The 12,471-nt window shown below is 33.4% G+C and carries 15 protein-coding genes; 12 read left to right on the top strand and 3 right to left on the bottom strand.

Translation table 11 applies throughout. The features are described 5' to 3' along the window. Positions 1-79 precede the first annotated feature (79 nt). Positions 80-925, top strand: coding sequence for a metallophosphoesterase (locus IPK88_18830; protein MBK8245489.1), 846 nt, complete (start codon positions 80-82; stop codon positions 923-925). Between the two features lie 286 nt (positions 926-1,211). On the opposite strand, the gene IPK88_18825 is transcribed toward IPK88_18830, so the two are convergent. Continuing rightward, positions 1,212-1,622 (bottom strand): hypothetical protein, encoded by a 411-nt coding sequence (locus IPK88_18825; GenBank protein ID MBK8245488.1) that lies wholly within the window; start codon positions 1,620-1,622, stop codon positions 1,212-1,214. Between the two features lie 253 nt (positions 1,623-1,875). On the opposite strand from IPK88_18825, the gene moaA reads away from it, so the two are divergent. The 11 genes from moaA (at position 1,876) to IPK88_18770 (ending at position 9,839) form a co-directional block, all read left to right on the top strand. Further along, complete coding sequence (gene moaA / locus IPK88_18820) at positions 1,876-2,859, top strand: GTP 3',8-cyclase MoaA (protein ID MBK8245487.1); 984 nt, start codon at positions 1,876-1,878, stop codon at positions 2,857-2,859. Positions 2,860-2,913: 54 nt separating this feature from the next. Next, positions 2,914-4,086: a molybdopterin molybdotransferase MoeA gene (locus IPK88_18815; protein ID MBK8245486.1), complete on the top strand. Its 1,173-nt coding sequence runs from the start codon at positions 2,914-2,916 to the stop codon at positions 4,084-4,086. A 10-nt stretch (positions 4,087-4,096) separates the two neighbouring features. Next, the gene (locus IPK88_18810; protein MBK8245485.1) at positions 4,097-4,438 is read left to right on the top strand and encodes a LysR family transcriptional regulator; all 342 of its coding nucleotides are present in this window, start codon (positions 4,097-4,099) and stop codon (positions 4,436-4,438) included. Continuing rightward, the gene (locus tag IPK88_18805; protein ID MBK8245484.1) at positions 4,438-5,169 is read left to right on the top strand and encodes a sulfite exporter TauE/SafE family protein; all 732 of its coding nucleotides are present in this window, start codon (positions 4,438-4,440) and stop codon (positions 5,167-5,169) included. Before IPK88_18810 ends, IPK88_18805 begins: the two co-directional genes overlap by 1 nt. Positions 5,170-5,221: 52 nt before the next feature. Next, on the top strand, positions 5,222-5,455 hold the full coding sequence (locus IPK88_18800) for a MoaD/ThiS family protein (GenBank protein MBK8245483.1): 234 nt from the start codon (positions 5,222-5,224) through the stop codon (positions 5,453-5,455). A gap of 9 nt (positions 5,456-5,464) precedes the next feature. Continuing rightward, complete coding sequence (moeB, locus tag IPK88_18795) at positions 5,465-6,595, top strand: molybdopterin-synthase adenylyltransferase MoeB (GenBank protein MBK8245482.1); 1,131 nt, start codon at positions 5,465-5,467, stop codon at positions 6,593-6,595. Beyond that, positions 6,592-7,035, top strand: a complete 444-nt coding sequence (locus IPK88_18790) for a molybdenum cofactor biosynthesis protein MoaE (GenBank protein MBK8245481.1) — start codon at positions 6,592-6,594, stop codon at positions 7,033-7,035. The genes moeB and IPK88_18790 overlap by 4 nt, the downstream gene beginning before the upstream one ends. A 42-nt stretch (positions 7,036-7,077) precedes the next feature. Continuing rightward, positions 7,078-7,989 carry a bifunctional molybdenum cofactor biosynthesis protein MoaC/MoaB gene (locus IPK88_18785; GenBank protein ID MBK8245480.1) on the top strand — a complete coding sequence of 304 codons (912 nt, stop codon included), beginning with the start codon at positions 7,078-7,080 and terminating at the stop codon, positions 7,987-7,989. A 134-nt stretch (positions 7,990-8,123) separates the two neighbouring features. After that, positions 8,124-8,765: a methyltransferase domain-containing protein gene (locus IPK88_18780; protein ID MBK8245479.1), complete on the top strand. Its 642-nt coding sequence runs from the start codon at positions 8,124-8,126 to the stop codon at positions 8,763-8,765. Next, the gene (locus IPK88_18775) at positions 8,762-9,205 is read left to right on the top strand and encodes a GNAT family N-acetyltransferase (protein MBK8245478.1); all 444 of its coding nucleotides are present in this window, start codon (positions 8,762-8,764) and stop codon (positions 9,203-9,205) included. Before IPK88_18780 ends, IPK88_18775 begins: the two co-directional genes overlap by 4 nt. Positions 9,206-9,326: 121 nt before the next feature. Next, positions 9,327-9,839 carry a histidine phosphatase family protein gene (locus IPK88_18770; GenBank protein ID MBK8245477.1) on the top strand — a complete coding sequence of 171 codons (513 nt, stop codon included), beginning with the start codon at positions 9,327-9,329 and terminating at the stop codon, positions 9,837-9,839. A gap of 121 nt (positions 9,840-9,960) precedes the next feature. On the opposite strand, the gene IPK88_18765 is transcribed toward IPK88_18770, so the two are convergent. Together IPK88_18765 and IPK88_18760 are read right to left on the bottom strand one after the other, a co-directional pair. Further along, the gene (locus IPK88_18765) at positions 9,961-10,389 is read right to left on the bottom strand and encodes a hypothetical protein (protein ID MBK8245476.1); all 429 of its coding nucleotides are present in this window, start codon (positions 10,387-10,389) and stop codon (positions 9,961-9,963) included. A 17-nt stretch (positions 10,390-10,406) separates the two neighbouring features. Beyond that, complete coding sequence (locus tag IPK88_18760) at positions 10,407-12,470, bottom strand: S46 family peptidase (protein MBK8245475.1); 2,064 nt, start codon at positions 12,468-12,470, stop codon at positions 10,407-10,409. Position 12,471: the final 1 nt, after the last annotated feature.

The raw sequence follows: 12,471 nt of genomic DNA, 5'->3' as shown, positions 1-12,471 counted from the left end.
CAATTTACTTAATGTTCGTTCGTTAATTTACCATCTATTATTAAGTTTGTAATAATTTAAATTTGGAGATTTACATTTTATGCAACGACGAACATTTCTTAAAAACAGTATATTGGGAGTGAGTGGATTGGGATTGTTTGGGGGAATTTATTCATGGCAAATCGAACCCTTTTGGTTGGAATTTGTAAAAATGAAGATGCCAATCAAGAATTTGCCGAATGATCTTGTAGGTAAAACCATCATGCAAATAAGTGATATACATGTAGGATCTCGATTTGATTATCATTTTATCATGGATTCATTTGAAAAAGCCAAAGTATTCAATCCTGATATTGTGGTTTATACAGGAGATTTTGTAAGTGCTGATATAATGCAAATCCATAACAGTAAATTGGATGAAGTTCTTAATCATAGTGTTAAAGGAACTATGGGGACTATTGCAATTTTGGGAAATCATGATTATGGTAAAAATTGGTCCCAGGTAGAAGTAGCTGATCAGGTTTCCTACCTATTAAATAAGCATGATATTGTCTTATTACGGAATGAGCAAATTGAGATTTCAGGGCTTAACATTATTGGTTTCGATGATTTTTGGGGACCTCATTTTGCACCTGAAATGGTGATGAAAGAATATGATAGTAGTAAACCCTATGTATTACTTTGTCATAACCCGGATGTTTGCGATTTGGATGTGTGGAATAATTATCAAGGATGGATTTTATCAGGACATACTCATGGTGGACAATGCAAGCCACCTTTTTTAGCACCACCGATGTTACCTGTAAAAAATAAAAAGTATTCGGCAGGTAAGATCGAATTATCAGGTAATAGAACACTTTATATTAACAGAGCTCTGGGGCATTTATGGCAAGTTAGATTTAATGTTAGGCCGGAAATAACGATTTTTGAACTTGATGTGGTATAAAATAAAAGTTCCAACATTTGATTTTTACGAATTTCGAATATTTAAATGACAATCTTTATATTTCTGTATAATATTTATCCTCGAAATTTACCTTTAATCACATTGATTAAGTTATTAGCTTTAGATATTTTGGCTTCAAGTTTGACTTGTGAAATATACTTTATGTTTTTATAAGATTCACAATCATTATACATTTAAATAAAAAAATCCCGAATAATGAATTCATTACTCGGGATTATGATTTTATTAAAAATAATATTTTGGTCGCCTTAGTTGTAATCTTAGATTATTTGATTACAGCCCAAGTCTTACCCGTTTTTGCTTCATAAAAAAGTGTAATTTCACTAATGGTGCTAAGATCGAATCCTATCCAATGCACATCTTCATCAGCTTCATAACCTTCCCAGGTTACATAAATATCCCATTTTTTGTCATTTTCACCTGGATGGAAAGATATATCTACACTTTCGCCATCATTTAGTAAATCTCTACCCATGATGTCTTCTCCCCATTCATTCTCTGTAGTAGGTGAAACAAAAATACTTGAGATATTATAACCTGTTTCATTGATTAAAGTAAAATCCAGATTATGGCAATTTGTTGTAGTGTTTCTGTTTTTAATGGGATTTTCTGTTGTGGTAAATGCTGTAGATCCAAAGGATACTGCTAAAACAGCAAAAAGAATTAATGATTTCATTTAAATTTTTTTTATTAATGAATAGATGAATATGTTGATCGCAAAAGTAAGCATTTAATTTTTTTGTATTTGTAATTATTTCACAATAATTTCAGCATTCAACGATTTAAAGTTTTGAATGGGTCCAATTTGTTTATCCTGTTCGTCATAATAACTACTGTATAATTTGTGATGGGGAAGCTATATATTTGCATTAGGTTGATAGATTTCATCTCTTCCAGATATGGATATTAAGATCAAAGACAATACATTAATGGTGCTTCAGGATAATTTTGGTAGAATACATGATTATTTAAGGATATCCCTAACCGATGTGTGTAATTTTAGATGTCAATATTGTATACCTGACGAAAATGCACATTTTATGGATCCTGCTCATTTAATGCAATTGGATGAAATAGTACATATAGCTAAGGAATTTGTTCAATTGGGCGTTAATAAAATAAGACTTACTGGAGGTGAACCGTTGGTAAGACGGGATGCAAAAGATATCATTAGAGCACTTTCTAAATTGCCTGTGGAGTTGACGCTGACTACTAATGGTACAAAGGTGGATGAGTTTATTGATGAATTTAAAAATGCGGGGATTCATTCCATTAATGTTAGTCTGGATACCTTAAATCCGCAAAAGTTTTTTGAAATTACAAGAAGACATCAATTCGAAAAAGTCTGGAATAATATTCAAGTACTTGTTGATGAAGGGTTTCATGTGAAAATTAATGCCGTAATCATGCGAGGTATTAATGATTCAGAAATATTGGATTTTATAGAATGGACCAAGAGACAAGCAGTACATGTAAGATTTATTGAATTTATGCCTTTCGATGGGAATCAATGGGATAGACATAAGGTGTTTAGTTATCAGGAAATATTGAATGTCATCGAATCTCAATATAGTTTTATTAAGTTGAAAGATGGCACGCATGATACTGCAAAAAAATTCAAACCCTATGGTCATCAGGGAACTTTTGCAGTTATCAGTACGATGACCGAACCTTTTTGCGGCACTTGCAATAGATTGAGACTTACTGCAGATGGAAAGATGAAGAATTGTTTGTTTTCTAAAGGTGAAGTTGATGTGTTAGGTGCTTTAAGAAGTGGTGAGGATATTGGAGCCCTAATGCAACAATGTGTTAAGGATAAAGCTGAAGCTTTGGGGGGGCAATTTGGGGGTGATTATCATCAGATTGAAGTTTTGAATATTACAAATAGAAGTATGATAAATATAGGCGGTTAGTTTTTTTTGAATGCCGTTATTCCTTTTATGGCATATCGGTTTAAATTATGGTAGATGATTTCTGTAAATGAGGCAAAAAATTTAATTCTCGATCTTTGTAATTCAGATCGGATTCAAACCTTGCCGCTCATTCAAACTTGTGGAAGTGTTTTGGCTGAATCGGTATTGGCAACAATCGATACGCCACCATTTCATCAATCCGCTATGGATGGATATGCATTTGTTTTTGAGTTGTGGGATGGAGTATCTCCTTTGATGGTCATCGGAGAAATACAAGCAGGCCAAATTTCAAATAAAATTTTGAAGGCTAACGAAGCACTTAGGATTTTTACTGGAGCAGCCATGCCTACAGGTGCTGATACCGTTGTCATGCAAGAAAAAGTAATGATCCAGGGATCTCATATTTTGATTCAATCCCCAGGTTTGATGAAGGGCAATAATGTGCGGTTGCAAGGATCTCAAACCATGAAAGGTGAAATAGCATTAAACAAGGGACAGCTTTTAACTCCTGTAGGAATATCATACCTGGCCGGCATTGGAATACGCGATGTAAAAGTATTTAAACCTACAGTTTCGATTCTAGTGACAGGTAAAGAATTGAGTACAGTCAGTGAGGTTTTAGAATCAGGTAAAATTTTTGAATCCAATGCTATTGGTTTAACGGCAGCACTCCAACTATTAGGTATAAACCCTGAAACAGTTGAGGTTGTAGATGATGTTGAGGAAGAGTTAGTCCAATCCATAAAATCCAATCTAAATGTTGATCTATTAATACTTACAGGTGGCGTGTCCGTCGGGGATTATGATTTGGTTCCTAAATCATTGGCGAATTGTGGTGTTAACAAAATATTCCACACAGTAAAACAGAAACCTGGAAAACCATTTTATTTTGGAGCCTATCAACAAACACTTATTTTTGCTTTACCTGGAAATCCGGCTGCAGTGATGACCTGTTTTTATGAATATATTGCTCCTGCAATAAGTCGGTTTACAAAAAAAGAATATTTTAAATCATTGTTATTGCCCCTTTCCACGGATTTTGTAAAAAAGTCCGGACTTACTTATTTTCTAAAAGGGAAAACAAGTAATCATGAAGTTACTATTTTGAATCAACAAGAAAGTTACTTACTCAATTCATTTGCAATTGCTGATTGTCTGATCGAGTTAGAAGAAGATAAAGAATTTGTTAATCAAGGTGAAAACGTTCGTGTTTTAATGATCATATAAAGTTTACATCATGGCTGTTGTCAAAATTAAAGGACAAATATGGATAGAGAATCGCAAAGGACATTTGATAGGTCCCGGTAGAAAAGCATTAATAGAAGCCATTAGAGATCATGGTTCAATAAAATTGGCTGCGCAAGAAATGAATATGTCCTACCGTCATGCTTGGGAAATGGTTAATGAAATGAATAGAAATGCTGCCAAACCCATTGTGAAAAAGAATATAGGTGGGACAAATGGTGGTGGAAGTTATGTAACGAAAGAAGGTGAAAAATTAATTGTAGTATATGATAAATTAAATAAAGCATTCGAGCAATTTAAATTAGAAATGAATAAAATGTACGGAAGGGAATGATGCACCTTGATTTATTATTTTATGGATTATTACTGATCGTCGCATTTCTCTATGCATCTGTAGGCCATGGAGGCGCGAGTGGTTATCTTGCATTAATGGCATTATTTTCTTTTGTTCCGGACACGATGCGTTCTACAGCTTTGATATTAAATGTTTTGGTGTCAGGAATTGCTTTTGTCCAATATAGTCATAAAGGATATTTTAAATGGGATCTATTCTGGCCGTTTGCGATAACTTCTATTCCGGCAGCATTTATTGGTGGAATGATTCATGTGGATGATGGTATTTATAAAAAAATTTTGGCGATTCTATTGATTTTTTCGGTGATTAAATTATTGGATATAACTGACATGCTGAAAACACCAAAGATTAAACATAGTATTCTCTGGTCATTAATAATTGGATTGTTAGTTGGAATTTTTTCAGGGATGATTGGAATTGGCGGCGGAATTATTTTAAGCCCTCTGCTATTAATGTTGCATTGGGCGGATATGAAACAAACGGCAGCCATCTCATCCCTGTTTATTTTCGTGAATAGTATTTCAGGTTTGATAGGTCTTTCATTCAATGGATTGATCATGAACGAATCTTTGTTCCTCATGGTGATGATTTCTGCAACAGGTGGTTTATTGGGCTCATATATGGGTGCATCAAAATTGCATTTTAGTAAATTGAAAATTATTTTATCAATGGTCTTAATCATTGCAGCCATAAAATTACTTTTTACATAATTTACTTTGATTATGAATTATAGTTTATAAATATTTTAATAAATACTTAAGTGTGAAAATAAATATACTTGCTTTTGGACAGATCGTTGATATCATAGGAACATCATCATGGACCATTTCAGGAGTGGACAATACAGATCAACTTGAATTAAAATTGACACATGATTTTCCTGGTTTGTTATATACTAAATATGCAATGGCGGTAAACAAAAAAGTGATTCATCAAAATACCACATTGAGTCATGATGATACAGTAGCGATCCTTCCTCCCTTTTCTGGTGGTTAATATATAATTATGAGTCTTTTAAAAAACAATAATCGTTATGATCGACAGATAAGGCTAAAGGAATTTGGCCAAACTGCACAGGATAAATTAAATCGTGCGAAAGTTCTGGTTATCGGTGCTGGTGGTCTAGGTTGTCCCGCCCTACAGTACCTAGCCTCTGCGGGTGTTGGTACAATTGGTATTGTGGATTTTGATCGTGTAGAACTGTCAAATTTGCAACGGCAGATTTTATTTAATATGGAAGACATAGGAAAACCTAAAGCAGAGACTGCAGCAACAAAAATAAAGGCTATGAATCCTGAAATTCAAGTTCATGTTTACTCTTTTAAAATTACAAATCAAAATGCACTTGATATCATAGTTGAATATGATATTGTAATTGATGGATCTGATGATTTTACGACACGGTATTTGGTTAATGATGCTTGTGTGTTATTGAATAAACATTTGGTTTATGGTGCTGTATTGCGTTTTGAAGGACAGATTGGTGTTTTTAATGTTGCGAATTTGTCAACGGGGACTAAATCTAATTATCGTGATTTATTTCCTGTTCCACCTGCTTCGCAATCTCATATTTCATGCAATGACTTGGGAGTTTTAGGCGTTGTTCCTGGTATTATTGGAACGATGCAAGCAGCAGAAGCGATTAAAATTTTGACGAATATAGGAAATCCTTTAAGTAACAAAATACTTACTTATGATGTCTTAAAAAATGAATTTTATGAATTCCAAATTACGGAGAATAATGGCCATTCACATCTAATGCCAAAAGATAGGATTGAATTTCAAGCCTATAATTACGAGTGGTTTTGTTCTACACATGAACCATCATTAGAAATTAATAGTACTGAATTTAATCAAATGCGGTTAAATGAAGTACTCACCATTCTAGATGTCAGAGAAATGTATGAGCAACCGGTCGAGCTTGAATTTCCAGTAATTCGAATTCCATTAAGTAGATGGGAAGAAGACTTGCATATGATTTCTACGAAGCATACGATTGTTGTTGTTTGTCAATCGGGAGTTAGAAGTTTAGCCGCAGTAAAAAAGCTTAAGATCTTGTTTTTGGATCAAAATATTTATAGTTTACAGGGTGGTATTCATGCTTTCAAAAATAATGATAAATTAAATCTCTTATGAGTGAACATAAAATAAAAAAAGTTTTTATAGAAGGTCCTATATCGCCGCATTTTGTTGGTGATTCAATAGCTAAACATAGTTCAAATACGAATATTGGAGCTCATAGTTTGTTTCTTGGACAAGTTCGACAAGATTTGATTGATGATAAGTTAGTTAAAGCGATATCGTATTCTGCATATTCTGAAATGGCGGAAGAAAAATTATACGAAATTAGGGAATCCGCGTTTTCTAAATATTCTCTGACATGTTTGCATATCTATCACAGCTTAGGTAGGGTAGAAACTGGGGAAATTTGTTTATTTGTTTTTACATCTTCCAGACATCGAAAGGATGCAATAGATGCGTGTACCTATATTGTTGAGAGAATAAAACGAGAGGTTCCTATATGGGGCAAAGAGATCTTTGAAGATGAAAGTTACGTATGGAAGGAAAATATTTAATAGAAGTATGAATATTATAAACATTATTTAAATAGAAATTACATGGTTGATATAACAAACAAAATTAAAACACATAGAACCGCTGTTGCGCAAGCTATAGTGAAAGTTGGCAGGCAAGAAACAATTGAAGCTATTTTAAATAAATCAGTACCCAAAGGCGATGTGTTTGAGGCAAGCAGAATTGCAGGCTTATTTGGGGTTAAAAGAACCAGTGATTTGATACCGGATTGTCATCCTTTACCTATTGAGTTTACTTCTGTTCAACACAGAATAGAAGGATTGAATATTATAATCGAAGTAGAAGTTAGGACTATATATAAAACTGGTGTTGAGGTCGAAGCTATGCATGGTGCTTCGATTGTTGCTTTGACCATTTATGATATGCTGAAACCTATTGATAAAGACATCGAAATACATGCTATCAAGTTATTAAGTAAAAAGGGTGGTAAATCACAATATGTCGATCAGTTGAATCGTGTTATTAAAGCTGCAGTGATCGTTTGTTCTGATAGTATTTCGGAAGGAAAGAAAAAGGATGGTGCAGGAAAGGCGATTATAAATAAACTTGAAAAATTTAAAGTGTCGGTAGACGATTACAGTATCATCCCTGATGAAATAGATACCATTCAGGAAAAAGTATTAGAACATTATAGGTCAAAAGTTGATATGATTATTTTAACCGGTGGAACTGGATTGTCTGACAGGGATGTGACGCCTGAAGCCATCAGACCCTTATTGGATCGGGAAATTCCGGGTATCGGTGAAGCAGCTCGAAATTATGGACAAGAACAAATGCCTTACGCGATGTTATCTAGAAGTCTTGGTGGATTGAAGGGGAATACTTTGATTTTAGCCTTACCTGGATCTACACGCGGTGCACAGGAAAGTATGGATGCATTATTTCCATATCTGCTTCATTTGTTTAAAATTATGGAACATTCAGCACATGAATAATTCTAATTGAGCATTCGATTTTTTTTTTGAGCATTAATATTAAAGCAATTTTTTATCTAATGGTATATTTTAATAAGGAACATGAAATATTGACATTTTATAATTTGTTTTTTTTATTTTTTATGGAATAACTTATGGATAGATATCAGTCTACATTTAACATGTATAACAAAGTGGCTCAACTTTATCAAGACAAGTTTATGGACTTAAACTTGTATGATGATACTTATGATTTATTTTGTCAGTATATTAAAAAACAAAATGCTCCTATTTTTGAAATAGCTTGTGGACCAGGGAATATAACTAAATACATATTGACCAAAAGACCTGATTTTATAGTAGAGGCCATTGATATGGCTCCCAATATGTTAGCGTTAGCTAATATTAACAATCCTACTGCTCATTTTCAACTTATGGATTGTAGAGCTATAGATACTTTGAATTCTAAATACGATGGTATTATTTGCGGTTTTTGTTTGCCATATCTTTCAAAACAAGATTGTTTGAAATTGATTAAGGATAGTAGAGCATTATTAAACGTAGATGGAATCCTCTATTTAAGTGCCATAGAAGGGGATGAAAGTCTTTCAGGATATGAGACCAATAGTAAAGGTGAGGATCCAATTTATATTAATTATTATGATGAACATTTTTTGACTTCAAGTTTGATGGAACATCACTTTGAAATATTGGACGTGGTTAGTAAGCCATATATGATAAAAGAAGATGTATGGTCTACGCACCTAATAATCATCGCAAAAAGAAATCATTTATGATCCGTTTATCGAAGCATTCAGATAGAGATGTCCTAATACAAAATATGAAGAGTAATGTGCCCCAATATTTTGCTGAAAGTGAAATCGTTGAATTTATGGATTATCTGAATGAACATGCTGAACACTATTATGTGTATGAAGATCATGGAATAATTATTGGCTCCGGAGGGATCAATTATTTTTTAGATGAAGGTGTGGCCAGGATCTCCTGGGATATCATTCATCCAGCACATCAAAACAGAGGAATTGGAAAGCAGTTAGTTTTATATAGAATCAATGAAATCAAAAAGATATCGAAAATAAAGTTTGTTATTGTACGTACAAGTCAAATGGTTTATCCATTTTATCAACAATTAGGATTTCAACTTGAATTTATCACCAAAGACTATTGGGCTAAAGGATTTGATCTTTATCAAATGCAGATGAATATTCAAGTTTAGTTAATTATTCTATTGATATATTAGGGTGTAAATATTTATAAAGTATAGGGTTTTTCCCCTTAGATGGATCAATGATAGCGTCTTAGATTTGCATCCATTCAATAATTCATTTTTTTAATTTATGCGTATCGTGATTCAAAATTGTAAATCCATTTATTTGTTTGCTGTAGTTATAGTAATGACAAATATAAGTTGTAGTTCCAATATTTATTTGGTTAGACATGCAGACAAAATATTGGGAGTGCCCAATCCACATCTTTCTGAAGCTGGAAAAAAAAGAGCAAAAACACTTGCTGATACTTTAAGCAATAAAGGTATTTCCAAAGTGTTTTCAACAGATAGTAATCGCACTCGTGAAACTGCACAACCAACAATGGATTTAAATGCTATTCCATTGATAATTTATCGGAAAGACAACTTGCCTGCCCTTGTTTCAAGCTTAAAGAGTCAACTTGGTTCTAATATATTAGTCGTTGCTCATAGTGAAGATATAGACGACATATTACATGAATTTGGGTTGACTTTGAACCAGCCCATTACCGGATATAGTCGTTTTATTAAGATTAGTAGAAGAAAGTTTTTTAATATTAAAACGACTAAAAGGGAAACCCATTATGGCATAATTGACGAATGATTTCTTATGTTAAATGTTCTCGTTAAGTATCTAATTATTTGATTTGGCATTTTAATTTAATAAAAAAGCCCTAATTGAATTTTGCAATTAGGGCTTTTTCTTTAACAGAAGTTTGAAAAAATTATTTGTCCATAATTTCAAAGTTCTTCGGATCTGAAACTTTAAAGATATATGATCTCATACAAGTTTCATGAACAAAAACGTCATAACCTTCAACAATGCCCGTGACCTTAAATTTTTTATTCTCAGCATCTTTTGCATTAATATATTTCTCAGGAGGTACAGATTCACTGAATTCTATTTTAATGGTATAATCATAATTGTCCGGATCCCTTACAAATAAAGTATTTCCTGAGTGCATAATGTTGCCATTTCCAATTTCAACTTCTAATGACATGGGTTTGCCTTCACAGGGCATAACCTTTCCACATGGGCCTTTGCAATCAGCTTTAGTGGCCAAGTTTGTAATTCCCTTTATAGATGTGGTTCCAATATTGCACGCTATAGAAAGACATACAATAGCAATGAATAAAATTATTTTATTTTCCATTATTTATTTTTATTAATTTATTTTCCTGATAATTCCATATGTAGTCTGTCAGCCCGATAGATATATTTTAATGCTGCAAGAATTCCACCGGCGTGAACACAAACGGATCTATTAGATACATCATCATAAATAAAATTTCCAGGCAAAGATTCAATATTACCATCAAAAATTAAACCTACGGCTTCCTTATTTCGGTTGACAATTGGGCTACCTGAATTTCCTCCAATGATGTCGTTAGTAGCAACAAAGTTTAATGGTGCTTTAAGTAATTCTGTTGGAGGATTTTGCCATTTTGAAGGTAATCCCCAAGGATATTTTTCATTGTAAGAATAATAGCGGTCATACAATCCGTAAAAGGTAGTTTTATATGGTGAAGTAGTACCATTATAGTTGTAAGGTTTCACAACGCCATCAGCTAAGCGTAAAGTAAATGTTGCATCAGGAGGTAGATTATTTCCTTTTACTGCAAAAACGGAATTGGCTATTCTTGATTCTAGTGCTCTGCGTCTTGGTGTTGAAGATTGAAAGGCAGTAACAGCCTCATTATATTTTGGAACGATAATTCGTGCTGCATCTAGTAATGGGTCATCGAATTTACCAAATTTCTTAGCATCTTTTGATAGTATTTCTTCCAAATCCTTAGCATCTGCAAAATCAGTTTTATCTAACATCTTAGCTGCTCGGGCTTCTGGAGTTTTTCCATCTAATATTTTATCAATAAATTTAATATCAGCATGTTCATATTGTTTTAATTCACTCAGATAGGTAGCTAAATATTCTTTTTCTTTTTCAGAATTCAAATCTTTACATAAATTCTTAATGTCAGTTCGAAGTTTTTCTAGTGCCGGACCATTATCTGGCATGCTGAGTGTTTTTTCATATTTTAATAAAGTATGCATTAGATTGACTGCATTGCCCTTTATACCTCCGGGACCTGCAAACGTTACTGTCGCTGAATATTTTTTCAGTCCATCTACAGCTTTTTCCAATTCTACCCAATAGTCCTCACCTTTTAATTTTGTTTTCTTGCGAATTTCATCTTCCATATTTTTTTTACGAGCCATGAGTGAAGGATTTTTTAATCCACCCAAGATACCACCAAAAGCTTTCATGCTATTGGCTAATCCGAACATATCATTTTGGAGGTCTACATTTGGTTTTTTATTGTATTCCTTTTCAAGTATGCTATATCGGTTATTTAACAATGATAATTGCATTGGATATCTGAAATCCCGATCATATTCCAACTGTTTGCTGGTTCTGTATCTTTCTGTATTTCCAGGATTTCCAATTACAAATACAGGCTCACCTTCTACAACGCCATCACCATTAAATTTGAAATAATGTGCTGTAGTATTTAGTGGATTTCCACTTTCATCATAAGCTCTCCAAAATGTACAGTCCAATGTATAACGTGGGAAGGTGAAATTGTCAGGATCACCACCAAAGAAACCTAGATCAGTTTCAGGTATAAACACCAAACGAATGTCACTGAATTTCTTGTATCCATAAATACTAAATCGTCCTCCACTATAGAAGGTTACGGTTTGGGTTCTCAATCCTTTCCAATTTTCTTTTTGTTGATATTCTCTTGAGATTTGTGCTAAGGCACTATCTTGATAAACCTTTCTTTCATTATCGTCTTTTGCTTTATCCATCATCTTGATAACTCGATCAGAAATGTCGGCAACTTGGATTAATTGCTCTACAAATAGTCCTTCAGCTTTTCGTTCGTCAGCCAGGGTAGTTGCGTAAAATCCATTTTTATCAAAGTTTTCACCTTCTTTTTGTAGTGGCGTAACCACGTCTCTTGAGCAGTGATGGTTGGTCATGATCAAACCATTAGGTGAAACAAAGGATGCAGAACACCATGATGCAAAACGCAAGGATGATTTTCTTACATCTTCATACCATTGGTCTTCTGGAGTGAAATTATAAGCTTCTTTGAACCATTCTTTAGGTGGATTCTCAAAAGTCCACATTTTACCAAAATCGAAACGCTTAGGCTGAGATTGATCAACTTGTGCGCTTAAGAAAAGAAATGGGCAAAGGAAAAATGAGAATAAAATTAATTTTTTCATG

Origin of the sequence: Candidatus Defluviibacterium haderslevense (assembly GCA_016712225.1) — a bacterium.
GTDB classification, from domain to species: domain Bacteria; phylum Bacteroidota; class Bacteroidia; order Chitinophagales; family Saprospiraceae; genus Vicinibacter; species Vicinibacter haderslevensis.
The sequence above is the reverse complement of the archived record's forward strand: the minus strand, read 5'-3'. Positions and strand labels throughout refer to the sequence as shown.